We start from the raw sequence: 20,421 nt of genomic DNA, 5'->3' as shown, positions 1-20,421 counted from the left end.
CCTACAGCGGGTCCCGCCCGTGTTCGTGCTCCGTCCGTATCCCCGGACGGTGGGTGGGTCAGCCCGCCGAGCGGGCCTGGATCTCGCAGTACGGGGCGATCCGGTCGGCGCCGAGGACGGTCACCGCGTGCGCCGCCGAGGCCAGCGTGATGTGCCGGTGCCAGCCGCGGAACGACCGTCCGACGAAGTCCCGCAGCCCGGCGCCCTCGCCGACCTGGCGCAGGTCCCGTTCCACCCGCCGCGACAGCTTGGTGAGCCGCAGCAGCGGGCCGACCGCCGAGCCGGTCAGGTCCGTGATCCACAGCCGGACCGGCGCGCGCCGCGGGTCGTCCCATTCGCCGAGCAGGAGCAGCGGCCGCTGCCGTTCGCCCGGCGGTACGGGCAGCGTGACCCGTACGGCGGTGGCCAGCGAGGTCCGGGACGTACGGGCCCCGGCCACCGAGTCGATCCAACTGACCGGCCGGCGCAGCCCCTTGAGCGCTTCGAGGATCTGGAGCGCGGTCAGCGGACCGGCGCCGAAGCCCGGCAGCGAGCGGTCGGCGACGGTCAGCCGGCTGTTCGGGCTGATCCGGGCGACCACGGGCACGCCCGCGAGCCCGAGCCGGTGCAGCGCGGCCCGTCCCGCGCCGCCCCGGATGTCGAGCAGCACCGGCTTGCGCGCGATCTCCGGCCAACGGGCCATGTCGAGCGCCGCGTTGACCGCGCACTCCTCCAGCGTCTCCTCGGTCGCGCCCTCCGGCACCTCGGCCCGGTCCGCGCGGTTGCGGTCCTTCACCCAGGGGTCGGGCAGGAAGAGCCGCCAGTGGACGGGGACGCTGGTCTCGTCCGCGGCGAACCACACCCCGAACGCCTGCTGCCCGCGGAAGACCTGCCCCTGCTCCGGGTCGAACCGCCGGTCCACGCCGACCGAGTGCTGGCCGGCCTTCGGTATCGGCATCGGCCGGACCACCCAGGCCTGCGGGGTGCCCTGACGTTGCAGGAAGCGGGCGAGTTCGGCCCGCATCGGCTGCCAGTCCCAGGTGGAACTGGAGATGAAGTGGTGCAGGCTCTGTTCGGCGGCCGGGCCGCCGATCTGCGCCGCGATGTTGCGGATGGATTTGCGGCCCTGCGCGGTCAGCAGACCGCGCAGGTACTGTTCGGCCTTCAGCCGCTGGTCGCGGCGTGGGAAGGCGGAGAAGAGCACGGCGCAGAGCTCGCCGTACAGATCGTCGCCGACTGGGCCCCGTGGGGGCGCGACGCTTCTGAATCTGGTGGTGACGGATGTACTCACGGCACTCCTGACCTACGGATTTCGCAGCTCCCTCCAGCTGCCCCTCCACCCTTCCGGTTCGGGGCGGCGGGCACGAGGTGGACTCGGCACCGGTCTGGGCGCCCAGATGGTGGCCGGACCACCCCTATACCCCCGGGGGGAATGCGAAACCATCTTATAGCGGACCCTCGGCGACCCCGTTCCGGCCCTCGCCACACCCTCCGGGAAGGCCGCGTGAGCCCCGCTCGAGTCCCGCTCGAGTCCAGCCTGAGTCCCGCCTGAGTCCTGCGGGAGCGCGGCATGAGCCCCTGACACGTGCCTCCGAGAAACGCCGTGTCCGGGAGGTGACAGACTCACCGCGCGGACTTTGACGGTCACACGCCGTGCCCGGACCATCAGGACGAGGCTGCACGGGCCGGACTCCGGTTAATGCCCCAGGCCGGGGTCCGCCTGTGCGCCTTGTGGGCGCGACGCGTACGCCCGCGTGACGCGCACGGCCACGAATCGCGACCACGGAATTCGTACGACCACGAAATCCGTACGGCCGCGCATTCCGTACGGCCGTGACCGTACGCCCCGCACGTTCCGACCCGGCACCACCGCACACCACGCCCCGCCTCCCGGTTCCCTTGCCCCGTCGCGGCCCTGGTGCGCGTTCCGGCCCTCGGTTCGTACGGGCGTCCGGGGCGCGGATAGCCTGGACGCATGGGATTCCGCGCGCAGCTGCCGGTCGTCGGGGTGGTCGCCGTGGGCGGCGTGCTCGGCGCCGTGGCCCGCTACGCCGCGACGCTGGCCTGGCCGACCCCGCCCGGCGCGTTCCCCTGGACGATCTTCGCCGTCAACGCGGTCGGCTGTGCCGCCCTCGGCGTGATCATGGTCCTCGCCACCGAGACCCTCACCCCGCCGCACCCGCTGCTCCGCCCCTTCCTGGGCACGGGCGTCTGCGGCGGCTTCACCACCTTCTCCACGTACGCGCTCGACCTCCAGCGGCTGCTCGCCCGCGGCGATCTCCCGCGCGGTCTGCTCTACATGGCCGGGACCACCGTCACCGCGCTCGCCGCCGTGGCCACGGCCGTCGCGGCGACCCGGGCCGCCGTCCGGGCCGTACCGGCAAGGAGGCAGGGATGACCCCGCACCCCCCGCACTCTTCCCACTCCCCGCGCGTGCCGGCCGGCCGGGCGCTGCGCCTGACCGTGCTGGTCAGTGAGAACGCCACCTGGCACCACCGGCCGCTCTACACCGAGATCGTCCACCGCGCGCACGCCGCCGGGCTGGCCGGCGCCTCCGTCTTCCGCGGCATCGAGGGCTTCGGCGCCTCCTCGCACGTGCACACCGCCCGGCTGCTCTCGCTCGGCCAGGACCTGCCCGTGTCCGTCCTCGTGGTGGACACCGAGGAGCGGATCCGCGCCTTCCTGCCGGGCATCGAGGAGCTGGTGACGGACGGCCTCGTGCTGCTCGACGCCTGTGAGGTCGTACGGGACGGGGACGGGGACGGGAATGGGGACGGGGACGGGGACGGCCGGGCGGCCGGCGCGCCGCCCGAGCCGGGCGCCGGTCCCGCGGGGGAGCCGCCCGCGTGAACTGGCTGCTCGTCGTCGCGGGTGCCGTCGTCGGCGCGCCCCTGCGCTACCTCACCGACCGTGCCGTGCAGTCCCGCCACGACTCCGTCTTCCCGTGGGGCACCTTCCTCGTCAACGTCACCGGCTCCTTCATCCTCGGCCTGCTCACCGGTGTGGCCTCGACCAGCGTCGGGATACTCGTCGGCACGGGCCTGTGCGGCGCCCTGACCACGTACTCCACGTTCTCCTACGAGACGCTGAAGCTGTACGAGGGCGGGGCGCGCGCCTACGCCGCCGCGAACGTCGCCGGCAGTACCGCCGCCGGGCTCGGCGCGGTGTGGCTGGGCGTGGAACTCACCCACCTGCTCTGACGGCACCCGGGGCGGGGGACAGGGCGAAGCCGTTGCGGGCGGCGAGCGACCGGATGTGGTCCTCCGACAGGGACCCGGCCCGCTCCAGCGTCAGGACGGGCAGATCCGCCCGGCCATGGCCCGCCGCGCGGTGGAACGCGATCACGCTCACCGGCACGGGCGCGGGCGCGTGGAACGGATGCCGGAGCCGGGCCGCCGCGTCGTCCGCGTGCGCCAGGACCCGGACGTCCGGCTCGCCGCCGAAGCCCGCCCGCGCCGACTCCCCGCAGCCGTACGGCGGTTCGCCCGGGCGGTGGGCCGCGGTGACGAAGAGGAGACCGGCGCCGGTCCGGGTCAGGGCCGCCGTGAGGAAGGCGTTCGACGGGCAGTGCCGCCCCGGCGCGATCACCCGCACTGTGCGCGGCACTCCGTCCGCCTCGGCCGTCAGATGGCCGGGCACCCGCTCCGCGGCCGGACCCCGGAAGCCGAACGGGCCCAGCTCGTACAATTCGTCGATCAGTGCCCAGATCTGCCGCCGCGGCAAAGTGGCCGGCAGTCGCGACCAGTCGAAGAGTCCGCGGATGGCGGACGGGACGGTGGTGACGGCGCAGGGCCGGCCGTCGGGGCGGCCGGTGAGCCGTCCCGCCCGCGCGATCACCTCACGGTCGGCGCGGGCGGTCAGCGCGTATCCGTGGGCGAAGCCGTGCACCACCACGCGGCCCGCGGCCAGATCGGCCGCGGCGAGCCGGACGGCGGCGGCGTCCGCGAGGGTGGGCGGGCGTGCGGCCGCCCACCCCGGATCCACCGCCCCGGGAACGGCCCGCGCCGCGGCCGTATCCGACAGCCCCGTACCCGACAGCCCCGTACCCGACAGCCCCGTATCCGGCAGAGCCGTATCCGCCGGAGTCGTATCCGGCAGAGCCGTGTCCCTCGGTGCCGGATCCGTCCCGGCCGCCACCTCGGCCATCGCCTGACGCACGGCCGCCCGAGTCGCCACTGTCCGGGCCGGCACCGCCTGTTCGTCGCCCACTGTCGTGCCTCCGCTCTCCCCCGCTCTCCACCGGATCGGTTACGGCGTGCAACGAGCCGGGGGCGATCCGGTCACACCGGGTTGACCGTAGCGCCGGGGGAGAGGGCGGCCCAGGGGCCGCGCGGTCACTGCTCGCGCAGACCCCACGGGGAGCCGTACGCGGTCAGCAGGTCCAGGAACGGGACCGGGTCGAAGGCCTCCGCGCCGCGCACGCCGGAGCCGGTCCAGACGCCGGTGGCCAGCAGTTCCAGCGCGACGACCGGGTTGATGGCGGTCTGCCAGACGACGGCCTGCGAGCCGTACTCGCGCATCGACCACTGGTTGTCGACCACGTGGTACAGGTACACCTCGCGCGGCGCCCCGTCCTTCGTGCCCTTCACCCAGGTGCCCGCGCAGGTCTTGCCGTGCATCCGCTCGCCGAGCGTGGCCGGGTCGGGCAGACAGGCGGCGACGACGTCGCGCGGCGACACCCGCGTCCCGCCGGGGAGGGCCACCTGCTCCGTACGGTCCAGGCCCAGCTTGCGCAGCGTCTTGAGGGTGTCGATGAACTCGTCGCCGAGGCCGTACTTGAAGGTGACCCGCCGGGCGTCGACCCAGCGCGGGATCAGCAGCACCTCCTCGTGCTCGACGTTGACGCACTCCACCGGGCCGATGCCCTCGGGGAAGTCGAAGACCTCGGGCTCGCTGAACGGGGCCGTGGTGAACCAGCCGCGGTCCTTCTCCCAGACCACCGGCGGGTTGAGGCATTCCTCGATGGTGGTCCAGATGCTGAAGGAGGGCGCGAAGTCGTAGCCGTCGACGGTGAGGTTCGCGCCGTCGCGGACGCCGATCTCCTCGATGTCGTCGAAGAGCCGCTCGGCCGCGTAGCGGGCGAAGACGTCGGACAGGCCGGGCTCCACGCCGACGCCGACGAGTGCGAGCCGCCCCGCCTCCTCCCACGCGCCGGCCCGCTCGAACTGCGCGTCGCCCAGCTTGACTCCGCACTCCTCGTACGGACGGTCCGGGTGCGGCCGGGACAGCGACATCGCCATGTCGAGGTAGTGCGCCCCGGCGGACAGGGCGGCCTCGAACAGCGGCATCACGAAGCGCGGGTCGGTGGCGTTGAGCAGGACGTCGCAGCGCTCGCCGGTGAGCAGCGCGGTGACCGCGGCCTGGTCGGACGCGTCGATCCGGGCGGCGCTGAACCGGGTCTCCCCGTCGCCCAGGGCGGCGACGGCGGCCTCGGCCCGGGACAGGTCGTAGTCGGCGACCACGATGTGTTCGAAGAAGGAGCGGCGGGCCGCGATCCGGGTGACGGCGGTGCCCACACCGCCGGCGCCGACAAGCAGAACTCGCATGACAGAGACATACCTTTCATCCGCATTGGTCGGAGTGGTTCCCGGGTATGCCCATGAAAGTCTTCTCGGGCGAGATGGGTCAACACTGTTGGCGTAACCTGGGAAACGGGCGCGAAAGGGACGGTCATGCCTAAGGAAGTGGTGTCGGAGGCGGCTCGGCGCCGTAGAAAGCCCAGCAAGGCGGGTGTCGTCCTCTCCGAGCGGCTCTACATCGAGACCGCCCTGCGCATGCTCCACGAACACGGCCGGGACGGACTGACGGTGCGCCGGCTCGGCGCCGCGCTCGGCGCCGACCCCAGCAGCCTCTACCGCTACTTCCGGAACACCGACGACCTCCTCCTCGCCGTCGGCGACGAACTCGTCGGCCGTGCGCTGCGGGGCTGGCGGGCCACCGGCGACTGGCGCCACGACCTGCGCGACCTGGGCCTGCGCATCCACTCCGCCTACCTCGCGCATCCCCAGGCGGCGATCCTCACCGCGAGCCGGGTCAGCGGCCGGGCCAACGAGATCGCCGCCGACGAGGCGGTCATCGGCGTGCTGCGCACGGCCGGCCTGCCCGACGCCGAAGCGGTGCGCGTCTACCACGCCTTCATCGACCAGGCGCTCGCCTTCGCCGCCCTCGACGCGGCCGCCCTCGCGCTCCCGCACACCGCCCGGGCCGCCGACGAGGCGGTCTGGCAGGCCACGTACGCACGCCTCCCGGCCGGCACCCACCCGCACATCGCCGCGACCGCGCCCCGGCTGATCGCCCGGATGAAGAACAGCGCCTACCCGACCGCCCTCGACATGCTCCTGGACAGCGCGGCGGCGACCCTGGCCCGTACGGGCGGTGTACGAGGTGCGGGTGGCGTCCGGGGTACGGGGGGTGTGCCGGGCCCCGGAGGTGACACGGTGTGAGGCGCCGGACCTCGCGGGCGGGCGGGGTCCAGTACGGTGACTCCTGACCGGCAGCGGCGGTCCGAGAGGCGGTGGTCCATGACCGGGCGGGATGAGCCGGACGCGTCGGGAGAGCGGGGCGCGCGGGCCGAGCCGGAGCGTCTTCCGGCGGCCGAGACGCGGAACGACCTCTCCGGCCGGGTCGAGGGTCCGGTGGCCCAAGTGGGCGTCGTCCAGGGCTCCATCACGTTCAACTACCACGCCGCCGCCCAGGGCGCGGAGCCCGCGCGGGACCGGCACCCGGACCAGGTGCCCCGGCCGCCCCGCGGGTTCGTCGACCGCCACGCACCGCTGGCCGCGCTCGACGAGGCGTTCGCCGTCGGCACCGCCGGAAGCGGCCCGGGGCACTGCCCGATCGGGGTGTTCAGCGGACTCCCCGGCATCGGCAAGACGGCCGCCGCCACCCAATGGGCCCACCGCAACCGGCGGCTCTTCCCGGGCGGTCGGCTGTTCGTCGACTTCACGGCCCTGCGCCCGGGCGGCAGCGGGGCAGGGGCGGTCGGCGGTGACGTGTCGGAGGCGCTGGCCGTCTGCCTCCGCGCCCTCGGGGTCCACGAGACCTACCTCCCCACCGGCTTCGCCGAACGGGCCGCGCTCTACCGCGAGTTGTCGGGCAGGCGCGGCCGGATGCTGGTGGTCCTGGACGACGTGACCCGCCCGGCCCAGGTCACCGCCCTCGTGCCGCAGGGCGACGGCAGCGCCCTGCTCGCCACCAGCACCTGGCAGCTCGGCGAACTCGTCCTCGACGGGGCGTCGTTGCTCCCGCTCGACGTCCTCGACGCGGACAGCGCCCTGGAGTTGCTCGCGGCCCTGTGCGGACCGCGCCGGATCGCGGACGAACCGGCCGCCGCGGCCCGTCTCGTCGAGCTGTGCGGCGGACTGCCGCTCGCCCTGCGGCTGTGTGCCGCACGGCTGGTGACGCGTCGTCATCTCACTCTCGCGCGACTCGCCGACGAGCTGTCCGACGAACAGAGCCGCCTCGCCCGTATCGCCGTGTCCGGAGCCCCCGCGCCGACTCCCGGGTCTCCCGCACCGGCCCCGGCCCCAGCCCGTGAGGAGCGCACCGTGTCCGCCGCCCTCGACCTCGTCTACCGCGACCTCTCCGACCTGGCCGCCCGGCTGTACCGGGCCCTCGGCCGGCTGCCCGCACTCAGCTTCGACACCGCCGTCGCGGCGGCCGCCGGCGACTGGCCGGTGGAGACGGCCGCCGAGGCCCTCGGCGAACTGGAGGACGCCGGCCTGCTGACCGTCCTGGAGGACCGCCGCTCCACCCTGCACGGCCTGGTGCGGCTGCACGCCCGCGAGAGGTCCGTGGCCCAGGACCCGCCGGGCGCGGTACGGGAGACGGCCGGCCGGGTTGCCGGGCACTATCTGCGCCTGACCGTACGGGCCGACCTCGCCGTCCGCGCCGACCGGCTGCGGATCACCGATCCGGCCGAGGTGCTCGGGGCGGACCGCGACGGCCACGGCCCCGAAGGCCCGTACGGCGCCGGTCCGTTCGCGGGCGCCGACGACCCCGGCCGCGACGCGCTGCGCTGGCTGGAGGCCGAGCGCGGCAACATCCTCGCCGTCCTCCGTACCGCCGCCGAGCTGGGATTCGACCGCCCGGTGTGGCAGACGGCGGAGGCGTTCACCGTGCTCTTCCTGCACCACCGGCACCTCGCCGACTGGCGCGAGTCGCTGGAACTGGGGATCGCCGCGGCCGGGCGGGACGGGGCGGGCGCGGCCGAGGCCCGGCTGCGCAGCCTGCTGTCACGGCCTCTGATGGACCTCGGGCAGGACGAGCCGGCCCGGGCGCACCTGGCGGTCGCCGAGCGGCTCGCGATGGAGTCCGGGCACGTCGTGCTCCAGGCGTCGGTCCAGGAGTTCGCCGGCCGGTACTGGGACCGGCACGATCCCGCCCGCGCGATCGACGCCTACCGCGCCTCGCTCGCGCTCAACGCCGAGGCCGGGGAGCCGCGCGGCGAGGCCCTGGCCCGCTACTTCCTGGGCTGTGCCCAGCACGCGGCCGGCGACTCCCGCACCGCCCTGACCACCCTCGGCCGGGCCCGCGACGCACTCCTCGCGCTGGACGACCGGCGCATGGCGGCCCGCGCCCTCGCGGACACCGGCCGGGTCCGGGCGGCCCTCGGCGACCCGGCGGGCGCCGTCGCCGATCTGACCGAGGCCGCCGAAGTCCTGCGCCGCGGCGAGGCGTTCCACTACGAGGCGCGGATCATGGAGGACCTCGCCGGCTTGGCGGAGCAGGTCGGCGACAGTGCGCGGGCCCGCGACTGCCTGCGCCGCGCCCTCGCCGTCTACGAGGAGGGCGGCAGCCCGCGGGCCGCCGCGGTCCTGGAGCGGCTGGCCACCGGCTGACGTCCGGGACCGGTGGCCGGGGCGGGTTCCCGCGGGCCCGGCTCCAGCTCCAGCCGCCGCCGCTGGTGCGGACCGTGATGGAGAACCAGCGTCGTCCCGTACGGCGGGACGCCGGCCCGCAGACACGCGTACACCGCCGCGGCGGCCGTGCCGGGGTCGGTGAGCGCGGCGCCGTCCGGGGCGGCGACCCGTACCGTACGCCCGTCGCGCAGGCCCACCAGGCAGTCGGCCTCCCGGGGCAGCGCGGCGATCCGCGCGCCGGGGAAGTCGGCGAGGAGACGCGCGACGCCCTCGGCCGCCGCGCCCGGGGCGCAGACGCCGGAGGCGGCGGACACGACGGTGGCGCTCTCCGTCAGCCGGGTGTCCGGCTCGTCGACGTCGCAGGCCAGATGCCAGTACCTGTGGTCGTCCTCGGCCGGATCGGTGGCGAGTCCGGCGGGGAAACGGTCGACGTGGACGTGGAGTTCACCGGCGGTGCCGTCGTCCCGTACGACGGTCGTGCGGACGAGCAGCGAACGGGCCCGGGCGGTGTGCGGGGGCGGCAGCGGGAAGGCGCGCGGGCCGCGGGCGGGCAGCCGCTTGGGTGGGGCGAGGCGGAGGAGCTCGTAGACCAGCTCCCGCAGGCGGGGGAGGGCCGTGCCGGGTTCGGCGAAGGCACGCGCCGCCACCTCGGCGAGCCGGGGCGCGTGCCCGGTTCCGGTCAGGGCCGCTTCCACGCGCGGGCGCAGCGGGCCGCCGTCGTCGTCCAGCCACCCGGCGGCCGAACGGAGCGCGTGCCCCGCCGTCCCCGGCACGGACTCCGAGCCGAACGCCCCGAGCAGGACCGGGTGTTCGGTCGCCGCCCCGTACAGCGTGACCGACCCGTGGTCGCCGATCACCAGATCGGCCGCCACCAGGGCCTGCTGCCAGCCGTCCGTGGGATCGACGACGATCAGTCCGGCCTCCACGGCCGATCGCTGCATGACCCGGATCTGCCAGGCGCCGTGCGCGGACCAGACGTTGGGGTGCAGGACGAGCGCCACCCGGAACTCGTCGGCGGGCAGTTCGGCGAGCAGCTCGGCCGGAAGCCCGGGCCGGGTCCCGGCCAGCGACTCGCCGCCCCACGTCGAACTCACCAGGACCAGCCGCTGACGGGGCGGCACCCCGAGCGCGGCCCGGTAGCGCTCTCGCCGCCGGGCACTGGCGAGGAGGCGGTCGAGGACGGGATCCCCGACGAGGACGGTCCGCCCGGCCGTGCCGGGGTGGGCGGCGGCCAGCTGCGCGGCCTGGTCGGGATGCGAGACGGCGAGCCAGGCCCGGCGGGCCGCCAGCAGCTCCTCCGGGACCAGGCCCGACAGCCGGGTGCCGGGGCCCTCGGAGTCGGGCACCCGCTTGTGGAAGCCGACGCCGTGCGGCAGCACGAGCACCGGGTAGTCGCCGGGCGGCACCTTGATGTTCTCGGAGGCGGAGAGCAGCAGATCGGGCGTGATCTCCGCGAGCTGGGGCCAGGGGAGCGTACGGCAGCCCAGGTCGCGCAGCAGATCGAGGACGCCGTCGTTGAACGCGGACGTCGGGTCGTACGCGAACACGACGGTGACGCGCGGATCGTCGTGCGTGATCTCGGGGACGACGTCCAGGGCCCGTACGAGCGAGGTGACCGTCCGCGCCGCCACGACCAGCGTCCGCTCGCCGTCGAAGGTCCGCCAGCGCGCCGCGTCGGGACCCACCGGCGTCAGGACGCGAGCGACGGGGTTCGCGGTAATCGCCGGAACCGCCGGAGTCACCGGCTCCATCGCGCACCTCCGCCCGGCGTCCGCACGGGCCGCGCACCCGCCGCCCTCAGGACCTCGACGGCCGTCCGGCTTCCGGCTTCCGGCTTCCGGCTTCCGGCTTCCGGCTGGTTAGCATAATCAGGAATGCGGGACAACCGACCTTCGCTTTCTCTCGGGGGAAGGCTACCGGGCGCGGTTTCCCCGTTCGGGTGGTGTGCCCCGGGTGGCGCCGGGCGAGGCGGTGTCCGTCTGGTTGGCTGCGCTCCATGCGTACGACGCGAGCGTTCCTCGCCCCCCTTCCCCTGATCGCCGCGATCGCCGCCCTCGGCGCCGGTCCCGTCGCGCGGGCGGTGGCGGCCGAGGACTGCGGCGGCGGCACCGAGATCATGTCCGACGAGGAGTACGACCTGCGCTACGGCACCGGTCCGGTGCTCGCGCCCCCCGCGCCGTTCCTCCCGTAGCGCGACCGATTACTCGGCCGCCGCTCCCGCCGCGAGCTCGGCGGGCAGGTCGCGGACGCCCAGGCGCAGATGCTCGACGTGGTAGAGCGCCTGGTCGAGGAGTTCGGCGACGTGGTTGTCGTACAGGGCGTAGACGATCGAGCGGCCGTGCCGCTCGCCGGTCACGAGGCCGAGGTTGCGCAGCAGACGGAGCTGGTGGGAGCAGGCCGAGGGCTCCATGCCGACGGCCGCCGCGAGCTCGCCGACCGAGGACGGCCCTTCGCGCAGCCGGGCCAGGATGTACAGGCGCGAGGGCGTGGCGAGGGCCTGGAGCGTGGCGGCGACATCGGCGGCGCCGACCGTGTCGAGGCGCTCGCGGGTGGTGGCGCTGTCTCCGGCGTTCGTTCCGTGGCCCATGCGACCATGATACGGACGACACATGAAGATCTGTTCAGGTGTTCTTGTATGGTGGAGGGGCAGCCCCGCCCACCCGTGAAGGGTTCCTCCGTCATGTCCTCTGTCCTGGAGCGGCCGTCCCGCACCACCGCCGGAACCGGCCCGGTGCCGCCCCGGCGGCGCACCCGGATCCTGGCCCTGCCCGAGGCCCGGTGGGCGCTCGCGGCGCTGGTCCTCTTCCTGGCCGCCCTCCCCCTCTACCTGCTGGACGCGCCGGCCTGGCTGTGGGGACCGCTGTTCGCGGCCACGTACGTCACCGGCGGCTGGGAGCCCGGCTGGGAGGGCCTGAAGGCCCTGAAGGACAAGACGCTCGACGTGGACCTGCTGATGGTGGTGGCCGCCCTCGGCGCCGCCGCGATCGGCCAGGTCCTCGACGGCGCGCTGCTGATCGTCATCTTCGCCACGTCCGGCGCCCTGGAGGCCGTGGCCACCGCCCGGACCGCCGACTCCGTACGCGGTCTGCTCGACCTCGCGCCGGAGACCGCGACCCGGCTCGCCGACGACGGTACGGAGACCACGGTCCCGGCCGGCGAGCTGGCCGTCGGCGATGTCGTCCTCGTCCGGCCCGGGGAGCGGATCGGCGCCGACGGGCGGGTGCTCGACGGCCTGAGCGAAGTCGACCAGGCCACCATCACCGGCGAGCCCATGCCCGTGGCCAAGCAGGCCGGCGACGAGGTCTTCGCCGGCACCCTGAACGGCACCGGCGCCCTGCGGGTGAAGGTCGAACGCGACCCGTCGGAGTCGGTGATCGCCCGGATCGTGGCGATGGTCGAAGAGGCCGCCGAGACCAAGGCGCCCACCCAGCTGTTCATCGAGAAGGTCGAACAGCGCTACAGCCTCGGCATGGTCGCCGCCACACTGCTGATCTTCGCCGTCCCCCTGTTCCTCGGGGCCGAGCTCCAGCCCACCCTGCTGCGCGCGATGACCTTCATGATCGTCGCCTCGCCGTGCGCCGTCGTGCTCGCCACGATGCCGCCGCTGCTCTCCGCGATGGCCAACGCCGGGCGGCACGGCGTCCTCGTCAAGTCCGCCGTCGTCATGGAACGCCTCGGCCAGATCGACGCCGTGGCCCTGGACAAGACCGGCACCCTCACCGAGGGCACCCCGCGCCTGACCGACCTGCGCCCGCTGGCCGCGTCCGACGGCGAGGGCCCGGCCCTCGACGAGAACACCCTGCTCCGGTACGCGGCCGCGGCCGAACACCCCAGCGAGCACCCGCTCGCCCGCGCGGTCGTGGCCGCCGCCCGTGCCCGCGGCCTCGACCTGCCGCCCGCCGAGGACTTCGGCTCCACCCCCGGCACCGGCGTGACCGCCACCGTCGAGGGCCGGGCCGTCGCCGTCGGCAGCCCCGCCCGTCTCCTCCACGGCCTCCACGGCCCGGCCCACCCGGCCGCCGTCCTCGCCGCCGAACTGGAGGAGGAAGGCCGTACGGCCGTCGTCGTCACCCTCGACGGGCGGCCGGCCGGCGTGCTCGCGATCGCCGACCGGCTCCGCCCCGACGCCGCCCTCACCACCCGCGCGCTGGGCGAACTCACCGGCCGCGCCCCGGTCCTGGTCACCGGTGACAACCCGCGCGCCGCCGCCCGGCTCGCCGCCGAGGCCGGCATCACCGATGTCCGCGCCGGGCTGCTGCCCCAGGACAAGGTCGCCGCCGTACGCGAACTCCAGCAGGCCGGCGCCAGGGTCCTCGTCGTCGGCGACGGCGTCAACGACGCCCCCGCCCTGGCCGCCGCCCACACCGGCATCGCCATGGGCCGGGCCGGCTCCGACCTCGCCCTGGAGACCGCCGACGCCGTCGTCGTACGCGACGAACTCGCCGCCATCCCCGCGGTCGTCGCCCTGTCCCGCCGGGCCCGCGCCTTCGTCGTCCAGAACCTCGTCATCGCGGGCACCTTCATCACCGCCCTCGTCCTCTGGGACCTGATCGGCACCCTGCCGCTGCCCCTCGGCGTCGCCGGCCACGAGGGCTCCACCGTCCTCGTCGGCCTCAACGGCCTGCGGCTGCTGGCCGACGGCGCCTGGCGCCGCGCCCACCCCGGGAGCGACCGATGAGCCGCCGCACCGGAAAGCGCAAGGACACCGCCCCTGCCCGAACGGGCGCCCCCACCTGCACCGTCACCGTCTGCCGCGGCTGCTGCTGCGGCACCCCCAAGGTCCCCGGTGTCGACCACCCCGCCCAGCTCGACGCCCTGCGCCGCGCCCTGCCCGCCGGCGCGCGGGTCCGGGTCACCGGCTGCCTGGACTCCTGCGAACGCGCCAACGTCCTCGTCGTCCAGCCCTCGGCGGCGGGCCGCGCCGCCGGCGGCCGGCCGGTCTGGCTCGGCCTGGTCGACGACGAGGACGCGGCCGCCGACATCGCCGCCTGGATCGAAGCGGGCGGCCCCGGCCTCGCCGACCCGCCCGGCATCCTCGACCTCTACGCCTTCGCCCCGTCCCGACGCGTGCGCGCCGAACTCCCCGACGGATAGCGGTCGATGGACGACCGGGTCAGCGCGCGTCCGACGTGACGACCCGGGCCTCCCGCGTGTCGACGGTCGTGTCCGGCCGCCCCGACCAGGTGACCGGGATGCTCGCGTACCCGGTGAGCAGCCGGTCCGGAAGCCAGCGCAGTTCCTCGGCCGGGACGGCGAGGCGCAGGTCGGGCAGCCGGCGGAACAGTTCCGGCACGATGACGTTGAGCATCAGCCGGGAGATGGGGGCGCCGAGGCAGCGGTGCATACCGTGGCCGAAGGTGAGATGGCCGGTGGCGGACCGGGTGAAGTCGATGGTCTCCGGGCACGCGAACCGGGCCGGATCGTGGTTGGCCGCCGGGATCGCCGGCAGCACCGCGCTGCCGGCCGGGATCGTCACCCCGGCGATCTCCACCTCCTCGGTGGTGATCCGCAGCAGACTGGACTCGACGGCGTTGGTGTAGCGCAGGAGTTCCTCGACGCACGGTTCGGGCTCGTCGGTCGCGGCCAGTTCGGCGGCCCGCTCGGGGCACAACAGCAGCGCGACCACGATGAGCCCGAGCTGGTAGACGACCGTGTGCAGCCCGCCGATCAGCAGGAACATGGCCAGGGCTTCCAGCTCCAGCTCGGTGATGCCCCCGTCCTCGTAACAGCACCGGGACAGCGCCGTCAGCACGTCGTCGCCGGGATGACGGCGCCGCTCCGCGATCACTTCCTTCAGGTGCCGGTGCAGCAGCCCGCGCGCCTCGTCGACCTCCTCCTGGGCGTGCCCGCTGAGGTCGGTGAGCACCTTCGTCCAGTGCAGCAGGTCCTGCCGGTCCGAGAGCGGGATGCCCAGATACTCCAGGAGCACGGCGGCGGGCAGCCGGCTGCACAGGGCCTCCGCCAGGTCGACGGGCGGCGGCAGCTCGGCCAGCCGGTCCAGGTGCCGGGCGGTCACCTCCCGGATCCGGGGCCGGAGCCGCTCCACCCGGTCGCGGCTGAACGCCGGTGCGACGACGCGGCGCAGCCTCGGGTGCTCGGGGCGGTCCATGTTGGCCAGCGTGGACAGCAGCAGATGGTCCGCGATGCCGACGGCGCCGAGCCGAAGCCCCGCGAGTTCCAGGCTGCGGGAGAAGCGGGGGTCGGTGAGCACCAGGCGCGCGTCCTCGTACCGGGTGATCAGATACGTCGGATCCCCGCTGGGCATGGCGACCCGCACCACCGGATCCTCGTGGCGGAAGCGCGCGTACGCGTCGGGCGGCAAGGTGGCCGGTACCCGGGGGAAGGGAAAGCGGAAGGAGGAGGAAGGGAAGGAGGAAGAGGGGAAGGGGCAGTGCTCCACCGGTGGACTCCGTGATCTCCGTCGGGCGTTCAGGACGCGGCCGGGGTGGTTTCGGTACGAGGAGTCGTGACGCTCCCCGCGTGCGCCCCGGCGTGCGGCCCCGGCCCGGGCGCCGCCGCGCGCCGGTGGAACCCGGACAGCACCTCGGCGATCCCGGCGACGGCCTCGGTGACCTCCGCGTCGGACATCACCAGCGGCGGGGCCAGGGTCAGGGCCCGCGGACCGCCGCGGACGAGGACGCCCGTCCGGTCCCGGATCTCGTCGGCCAGGGCGTACGTGCCCTCGGGCAGCGGGTCCCGGGTGGGGGAGTCCCGCACGATCTCGACGGCCGCCATCAGCCCGTACTGGCGGGTCTCGCCCACCGAGGGCAGTCCGCGCAGTGTGGCCAGCTCGGCGGCCAGCCGCGCCCCGGTGCGGTCGGCCGCCGCGAGCAGGTCCTCGCGCTCGATGATGTCGAGGTTCGCCATCGCCACCGCGCAGCCCGTCGGATGGCCGCTGTAGGTGTGGCCGACGGGGAACCCGCCGTCGCCGGTGACCACGTCCGCGACCCGGCCGGTCATGAGAACCGCGCCGAGCGGGAAGTATCCGGAGGTCAGGCCCTTGGACAGGACGGTCAGATCGGGGCGCACGCCCATGCGGTCGGCGGCGAACCAGTGGCCGGCCCGGCCGAACGCCGTGACCACCTCGTCCATCACCAGCAGGATGCCGTGCCGCCGCAGCACCTCCGCGATCCGCGGCCAGTAGTCGTCGGGCGGCGCGATCATCCCGCCCAGCGCCTGCACCGGCTCCCCGATCATCGCGGCGATCCGGTGGGCGCCGATCGAGGCGACGGCCGCCTCCAGTTCGTCCACGAGCAGGTCGGTGATCTGCTCGGGGTCGAGCCCCATGGCGTACGGGTACGGCGCGGTCAGCCGGTGCACCCGGCCGGGGTGCGGACCGAAACCGGTGGTGTAGCAGGGGAAGTCGGAGACCTCGCCGCTCGCGTAGCCGGCGCCGTGGTACGAGCCGGTACGGGTGAGGATCCAGGTCCGCTCGGTCTGGCCGCGGCGGTGGTGGAAGTTACGGGCCATCCGCAGGGCGATCTCGACACCCTCGGAGCCGCCGCTGGTGAAGTGGACGCGCTCGGCGGCCCCCTGACCGTTCCGGGAGAGCCGGACCAGGCGGTCGGCGAGCGCGACGGCCCGGTCGTGCGTGAAGTCCCAGAAGGTCGTCGCGTACTCCAGACGGCGCATCTGCGCCGCGGCGGCCTCGGCGATCTCGGCCCGGCCGTGGCCCACTTGGCACAGCCACATGCCGGCCGTGGCGTCCAGATACGTGCGGCCCTCGGCGTCCCGGAGGCGGCAGCCCTCCCCCTCGACCATGACGACGCGCTTGTCCTGGGCCGCCGGCAGGAACGGGTGCACCAGGCGGGCGCGGTCGGTGGCGGCCAGGGCCTCCGGGGCCGGGGCGAGGGAATCGGCGGTCACGGCGGCGTCCTTACGTCGAGGGGCACGGGTCATGCGGAGGGTGCGGGGCGCGGGCGGCGGGCCGGAAGGAGAGGTCGGCGACGCGCAGCCGGTCCGGGACGAGCCGGGCGAAGCGGCTCACCGCGGCGGCGGGCCCGTCGGTGTGGAACCGCGGGTCCCAGCGGTCCTCGTCGGGCCCGAGATACCGGACCAGCTTGCGGCGGGCCCGCTCGGCGTCGTACCCGGTCACCGTCCCCCGGCCGCGGGCGATCACCTGCCGGACCTGCCCGTCCGCCGGCGCGCAGGTGTCGACGACCAGGGTGAAGGCGGGGTCCGCCGCGAGCCGCCGCTCCAGCGTCGACCAGGTGCCGGTGATGACCCAGAAGGCCTGGTCCTCCCACAGGTACCAGACCGGGTGCAGCGTCAGGTCGCGTGTCGCGAGCCGGGCGACCAGCGGCGCGGCGAGATAGCCGGGGACGTCGAACGGCGCGTCCGCGCCGAGGTCCAGGCGCCCGTCCGCGCCCCGGCGGTACGTCACGGTGGCGGCGGCCACGGCTCAGGCCCCCCGCCCCGGCCTCGGCCCCGCCCGCAGCCGCCCGACGGCGCGGGCCAGACGCAGACAGCCCGGGCCGAGCCGGGTGGGGTCGGCCGCCGCGTACGACAACCGCAGCGTCGACACGTCCGGGTCGTGCGCGTAGAAGGCCGCGCCCGGCACGAACGCCACCCCTTCGCGCAGCGCCAGCGGGAGCAGGGCGCGGGTGTCCCCGCCGCCGGTCAGCCGCCCCCAGACGAAGAACCCGCCCGCCGGCACCTGGAACTCCAGCTCCTCGCCCAGATACGAGCCGAGGGCGGCGACCATGATCTTCTGCCGGTCGCGGTAGACGGACCGCAGCGTCGCCAGCCTGCGCTCCAGCAGCCCCGGCTCGGTCACCAGGGCCAGCACGAGCGCTTGGGTGAAGGCCGAATTGCCCAGGTCCACGGCCTCCTTCATGGTGCGCAGCAGGGGAGCCAGCGGTTCGGGCGCGACCAGGTAGCCGGTGCGCGCCGCGGGGCTGAGCACCTTCGAGAAGCTGCCGAGGGTGACGACCCGGTCGGAGAGCGCGGCCAGCGGCGGGGCCTGTTCGGGCTGTTCCTGCTGCTCTCCTTGTTCGTCGGTGTCACCGCCGGCCGGCCCGAAGGCGAGGTCGCGGTACGGGTCGTCCTCGACGACCACGCATCCGTACTGGTCGGCGAGGCGGGCGAGGGCCCGGCGCCGGCCGGCGGTGAGGGACGCGCCGGTGGGGTTGGCGAAGTTCGGCACGACATAGACGAGCCGCGCGGGCGGGCCCTCGGCCAGGACGCCTTCGAGCGCCGACAGGTCTGGATCGGGGTCGGTGGCGATGGGCACGGCCCGCACCCGGGCCTGGTGCAGCCCGAGGACGTGCAGCGCGCCGCTGTAACTCGGCCGGTCGACGATCACCGTGTCGCCGGGATCGAGCAGCGCCCGGCACACCAGGTCCAGGGCCTGCTGGGAGCCGTGGGTGATCACGACCTGCCCGGAGGCGACGGACCGGCCGGTCCGTCGGGCGGTGTCCTGGGCGATCCAGGTCCGCAGCCCGGGCAGGCCGTTGGTGTCGCCGTACTGGAGCGCGCCCGGCCGGGCGAGGACCCGCTCGACGAGCGCGCGGGTCTCCGCCACGGGCAGGGTCTCCTCGGCGGGGCAGCCGGCGGCCAGCGAGATGGCGCCGCCTTCGGCAGCCTCGCGCAGGGCCTCCGCGATCACCGAGGGGGCCAGACCGGAGGCGTGCCGCGACACCCGCCAGGCGGGGTCGGCCCGCGGGGCGCGGTCGGGGGAAGGCGTCGCCGGGGGCGTTGTCATGGCTCAGGCGTCCGCGACCTTGGGGAGCACGTCCCGGCCGAGCAGGTTCACCGAACGCAGCGCCGCGCGCGCGGAGATGTCGCCGAACCGTACGTGCAGGCTGGCCTCGGCACCCGGATAGCGCCGCGCCACCAGCTGGAGCGCGTCGGCGGCGTCGGCGGGCGTCCCGACGATGACGTTGCCCGCGTCCAGCAGGTCCCGGAAGGTGGTGGCGCGGGTCGCGGCCTCCATCTTCTCGTAGCCGGGGTACTGCTCCGACGCGACGCCGCGCCAGGACGCGTACGCCTCCAGCTGCTTGGCCTTGTAGTCCTCGAAGTGCCGCTCGGCCTCCTCCAGCGCCTCGCCCCGGTCCTCCGCCACATAGGCGTGGTAGCTGACGTGGACCCGGCCCCGCTCGGCGTGGCCGTGCGCCGCGCGCGCCTCGCGGTGGGCTTCGAGCAGCCCGGCCAGCCGCTCGTGGGACGCGACGATCGGGATGATCATGAGGTGGTAGCCGCGCTCGCCGGCCCAGCGGAAGGAGTCCTCCGAGACCGTGGCCGCCACGTACACCGGCGGATGCGGACGCTGCACCGGCCGCGGCAGCAGCGGAGGCAGCGGGCCGAAGCGGTGGAAGGTCCCGTTCCAGGTGAAGTCGCTGTCCGACCACAGCCGGACGACGGCGTCGACGCCCTCCCGCATCCGCTCCTTGCTCTGTTCCATCGGCACCCCGAAGGCGCTGAACTCGGTGGGCAGGAAGGCCCGTCCGAAGCCGGCGTCCAGCCGGCCGCCCGAGAGGTTGTCGAGCATGGCGAGCGACGCCGCCAGCTTGACGGGATGGCTGAACGCGGGGACGCACGCGCCCGTCACCAGCCGTACGCGCGAGGTGCGCGCCGCGACCGCGGAGAGGAACACCACCGGGTCCGGGCTGTAGCCGCCCCACGGGTGGAAGTAGTGCTCGACGGCCTTGACGTGGGAGAAGCCGAGCCGGTCGGCCGCCGCGCAGAGGTCGAGACAGTCCGCGTAGTACTCGGCGGCCGGGACCTCGTGCGGCGCGAGCGTGGGCAGGAAGTTGAGTCCGATCCTCATCGCGCCGGCCCCTCGTCGTGGCCGGCCGGGTGGCCGACGGGATGGTCGAGAGGGTGGGGGCCGGAGAGGTCGCGGGTGACGCCGGTGGACCGGCACAGGTTGGTGAACTGCCGCTCCGCGTACTCCAGTCGGCTCAGCATCGCGCCCGTCGCGCGGGCGACGTCCTCCGGGATGCGGCGCGGGGTGCCCACCGACTCGGCCAGGATCTGCACGTCGGCCGCCCGCTCCATCGCCACGTGCAGCCAGGCGGCCTCCGCGACCGACCGGCCGCCGGTGACCCAGCCGTGGCTCTGCAGGACGACCGCCGAGCCCCCGCCCAGGGTCCGGGCGATCTCCTTGCCCTCCTGCCGGTCGGTGACCGGGCCGCCGAAGCGCTCGTACACCTCGTGCCGCCCGAAGAGGAGGCAGGCGTCCTGGGTGATCGGGTCGAGGCGGCGGCCGAGCGTCGACCACGCCTTGCCGAGCCGCGAATGGGTGTGCGCGAAGGCCGTCAGATCGGGGCGGGCCCGGTGCAGTTCGCCGTGCAGCGCGTCGACCGACGGGTTGAGCGTGCCAGGCCCTTCGCGGACCTCGCCCAGCGGGTCGACGAGCAGCAGGTCGTCCGCGCGGACCTCGGTGAAGTCGACGCCCAGCGGGTTGACCCAGTAGTGGCCGGGGCGGCGCGGGTCGGCCGCGCTGAAGTAGCCGGCCAGACCGTGTCCGTAACCCAGCGCTCCGAAGAGCCGGATCCCGGCGACGAGCCGGTCCTTCACGTCCCGTACGTCCGCCGCGGGGAGAGCGGTGGTCAGGGTGGTCGTCACAGGTCCTCGCAAG

19 protein-coding genes are annotated in these 20,421 nt (G+C 74.8%); 8 read left to right on the top strand and 11 right to left on the bottom strand.

Annotated features, from left to right (window positions below):
• Positions 1-58: 58 nt before the first annotated feature.
• Positions 59-1,270 carry an IS701 family transposase gene (locus ABZ693_RS10915; RefSeq protein ID WP_359875489.1) on the bottom strand — a complete coding sequence of 404 codons (1,212 nt, stop codon included), beginning with the start codon at positions 1,268-1,270 and terminating at the stop codon, positions 59-61.
• Between the two features lie 684 nt (positions 1,271-1,954).
• On the opposite strand from ABZ693_RS10915, the gene crcB (ABZ693_RS10910) reads away from it, so the two are divergent.
• Genes crcB (ABZ693_RS10910) through crcB (ABZ693_RS10900) form a run of 3 tightly spaced genes read left to right on the top strand, consistent with a single transcriptional unit; the run spans position 1,955 to position 3,179 of the window.
• A complete protein-coding gene (gene crcB, locus ABZ693_RS10910; protein WP_359875488.1) occupies positions 1,955-2,377 on the top strand; it encodes a fluoride efflux transporter CrcB in 423 nt (140 codons plus the stop codon).
• Positions 2,374-2,829: a DUF190 domain-containing protein gene (locus ABZ693_RS10905; protein ID WP_359875487.1), complete on the top strand. Its 456-nt coding sequence runs from the start codon at positions 2,374-2,376 to the stop codon at positions 2,827-2,829. Before crcB (ABZ693_RS10910) ends, ABZ693_RS10905 begins: the two co-directional genes overlap by 4 nt.
• Positions 2,826-3,179 carry a fluoride efflux transporter CrcB gene (gene crcB, locus ABZ693_RS10900; protein ID WP_359875486.1) on the top strand — a complete coding sequence of 118 codons (354 nt, stop codon included), beginning with the start codon at positions 2,826-2,828 and terminating at the stop codon, positions 3,177-3,179. Before ABZ693_RS10905 ends, crcB (ABZ693_RS10900) begins: the two co-directional genes overlap by 4 nt.
• On the opposite strand, the gene ABZ693_RS10895 is transcribed toward crcB (ABZ693_RS10900), so the two are convergent.
• Together ABZ693_RS10895 and ABZ693_RS10890 are read right to left on the bottom strand one after the other, a co-directional pair.
• Entirely contained in the window at positions 3,163-3,963 is an 801-nt protein-coding gene (locus tag ABZ693_RS10895) for a hypothetical protein (protein ID WP_359875485.1), read from the bottom strand. The two genes, crcB (ABZ693_RS10900) and ABZ693_RS10895, sit on opposite strands and share 17 nt — an antisense overlap.
• A gap of 350 nt (positions 3,964-4,313) precedes the next feature.
• On the bottom strand, positions 4,314-5,525 hold the full coding sequence (locus tag ABZ693_RS10890; RefSeq protein ID WP_359875484.1) for a saccharopine dehydrogenase family protein: 1,212 nt from the start codon (positions 5,523-5,525) through the stop codon (positions 4,314-4,316).
• Between the two features lie 126 nt (positions 5,526-5,651).
• Here ABZ693_RS10890 and ABZ693_RS10885 point away from each other — a divergent pair, with 126 nt between their 5' ends.
• On the top strand, positions 5,652-6,422 hold the full coding sequence (locus ABZ693_RS10885) for a TetR/AcrR family transcriptional regulator (protein WP_359875483.1): 771 nt from the start codon (positions 5,652-5,654) through the stop codon (positions 6,420-6,422).
• A gap of 78 nt (positions 6,423-6,500) precedes the next feature.
• Positions 6,501-8,819, top strand: coding sequence for an NB-ARC domain-containing protein (locus tag ABZ693_RS10880; protein ID WP_359875482.1), 2,319 nt, complete (start codon positions 6,501-6,503; stop codon positions 8,817-8,819).
• On the opposite strand, the gene ABZ693_RS10875 is transcribed toward ABZ693_RS10880, so the two are convergent.
• Positions 8,759-10,591, bottom strand: coding sequence for a hypothetical protein (locus tag ABZ693_RS10875; protein WP_435842392.1), 1,833 nt, complete (start codon positions 10,589-10,591; stop codon positions 8,759-8,761). The two genes, ABZ693_RS10880 and ABZ693_RS10875, sit on opposite strands and share 61 nt — an antisense overlap.
• A gap of 245 nt (positions 10,592-10,836) precedes the next feature.
• Here ABZ693_RS10875 and ABZ693_RS10870 point away from each other — a divergent pair, with 245 nt between their 5' ends.
• A complete protein-coding gene (locus ABZ693_RS10870) occupies positions 10,837-11,031 on the top strand; it encodes a hypothetical protein (RefSeq protein ID WP_359875480.1) in 195 nt (64 codons plus the stop codon).
• Between the two features lie 9 nt (positions 11,032-11,040).
• Here the strand turns inward: ABZ693_RS10870 and ABZ693_RS10865 are convergent, their stop codons facing one another.
• Positions 11,041-11,427, bottom strand: coding sequence for an ArsR/SmtB family transcription factor (locus ABZ693_RS10865; protein WP_359875478.1), 387 nt, complete (start codon positions 11,425-11,427; stop codon positions 11,041-11,043).
• 93 nt (positions 11,428-11,520) lie between these two features.
• Between ABZ693_RS10865 and ABZ693_RS10860 the strand changes: the two genes are divergently transcribed.
• A complete protein-coding gene (locus ABZ693_RS10860) occupies positions 11,521-13,518 on the top strand; it encodes a heavy metal translocating P-type ATPase (protein ID WP_359875477.1) in 1,998 nt (665 codons plus the stop codon).
• Positions 13,515-13,934, top strand: a complete 420-nt coding sequence (locus ABZ693_RS10855; protein ID WP_359875476.1) for a (2Fe-2S) ferredoxin domain-containing protein — start codon at positions 13,515-13,517, stop codon at positions 13,932-13,934. The genes ABZ693_RS10860 and ABZ693_RS10855 overlap by 4 nt, the downstream gene beginning before the upstream one ends.
• A 19-nt stretch (positions 13,935-13,953) precedes the next feature.
• On the opposite strand, the gene ABZ693_RS10850 is transcribed toward ABZ693_RS10855, so the two are convergent.
• The 6 genes from ABZ693_RS10850 to ABZ693_RS10825 form a co-directional block, all read right to left on the bottom strand.
• Positions 13,954-15,162: a cytochrome P450 gene (locus tag ABZ693_RS10850; RefSeq protein ID WP_359875474.1), complete on the bottom strand. Its 1,209-nt coding sequence runs from the start codon at positions 15,160-15,162 to the stop codon at positions 13,954-13,956.
• A gap of 107 nt (positions 15,163-15,269) precedes the next feature.
• The gene (locus ABZ693_RS10845; protein ID WP_359875473.1) at positions 15,270-16,706 is read right to left on the bottom strand and encodes an aminotransferase family protein; all 1,437 of its coding nucleotides are present in this window, start codon (positions 16,704-16,706) and stop codon (positions 15,270-15,272) included.
• 10 nt (positions 16,707-16,716) lie between these two features.
• Positions 16,717-17,238, bottom strand: a complete 522-nt coding sequence (locus ABZ693_RS10840) for a pyridoxamine 5-phosphate oxidase (protein WP_359875472.1) — start codon at positions 17,236-17,238, stop codon at positions 16,717-16,719.
• Positions 17,239-17,241: 3 nt separating this feature from the next.
• A complete protein-coding gene (locus tag ABZ693_RS10835) occupies positions 17,242-18,543 on the bottom strand; it encodes an aminotransferase-like domain-containing protein (RefSeq protein WP_359875471.1) in 1,302 nt (433 codons plus the stop codon).
• A gap of 3 nt (positions 18,544-18,546) precedes the next feature.
• Positions 18,547-19,608 carry an LLM class flavin-dependent oxidoreductase gene (locus ABZ693_RS10830; protein WP_359875470.1) on the bottom strand — a complete coding sequence of 354 codons (1,062 nt, stop codon included), beginning with the start codon at positions 19,606-19,608 and terminating at the stop codon, positions 18,547-18,549.
• The gene (locus tag ABZ693_RS10825) at positions 19,605-20,408 is read right to left on the bottom strand and encodes a class II aldolase/adducin family protein (RefSeq protein ID WP_359875469.1); all 804 of its coding nucleotides are present in this window, start codon (positions 20,406-20,408) and stop codon (positions 19,605-19,607) included. The genes ABZ693_RS10830 and ABZ693_RS10825 overlap by 4 nt, the downstream gene beginning before the upstream one ends.
• Positions 20,409-20,421: the final 13 nt, after the last annotated feature.

It is taken from the genome of Streptomyces laurentii (assembly GCF_040635425.1).
Classification (GTDB): Bacteria; Actinomycetota; Actinomycetes; order Streptomycetales; family Streptomycetaceae; genus Streptomyces; species Streptomyces laurentii.
This window is presented reverse-complemented; position numbering and strand designations above follow the sequence as displayed.

Excerpts from the sequence above, each read along its gene's own strand:
- ABZ693_RS10830 (WP_359875470.1), bottom strand. The coding sequence starts at position 19,608 with ATGAGGATCGGACTCAACTTCCTGCCCACGCTCGCGCCGCACGAGGTC.
- crcB (WP_359875488.1), top strand. The coding sequence starts at position 1,955 with ATGGGATTCCGCGCGCAGCTGCCGGTCGTCGGGGTGGTCGCCGTGGGC.
- ABZ693_RS10835 (WP_359875471.1), bottom strand. The coding sequence starts at position 18,543 with ATGACAACGCCCCCGGCGACGCCTTCCCCCGACCGCGCCCCGCGGGCC.
- ABZ693_RS10865 (WP_359875478.1), bottom strand. The coding sequence starts at position 11,427 with ATGGGCCACGGAACGAACGCCGGAGACAGCGCCACCACCCGCGAGCGC.
- ABZ693_RS10890 (WP_359875484.1), bottom strand. The coding sequence starts at position 5,525 with ATGCGAGTTCTGCTTGTCGGCGCCGGCGGTGTGGGCACCGCCGTCACC.
- ABZ693_RS10875 (WP_435842392.1), bottom strand. The coding sequence starts at position 10,591 with ATGGAGCCGGTGACTCCGGCGGTTCCGGCGATTACCGCGAACCCCGTC.
- ABZ693_RS10860 (WP_359875477.1), top strand. The coding sequence starts at position 11,521 with ATGTCCTCTGTCCTGGAGCGGCCGTCCCGCACCACCGCCGGAACCGGC.
- ABZ693_RS10855 (WP_359875476.1), top strand. The coding sequence starts at position 13,515 with ATGAGCCGCCGCACCGGAAAGCGCAAGGACACCGCCCCTGCCCGAACG.
- ABZ693_RS10870 (WP_359875480.1), top strand. The coding sequence starts at position 10,837 with ATGCGTACGACGCGAGCGTTCCTCGCCCCCCTTCCCCTGATCGCCGCG.
- ABZ693_RS10880 (WP_359875482.1), top strand. The coding sequence starts at position 6,501 with ATGACCGGGCGGGATGAGCCGGACGCGTCGGGAGAGCGGGGCGCGCGG.
- ABZ693_RS10885 (WP_359875483.1), top strand. The coding sequence starts at position 5,652 with ATGCCTAAGGAAGTGGTGTCGGAGGCGGCTCGGCGCCGTAGAAAGCCC.
- ABZ693_RS10905 (WP_359875487.1), top strand. The coding sequence starts at position 2,374 with ATGACCCCGCACCCCCCGCACTCTTCCCACTCCCCGCGCGTGCCGGCC.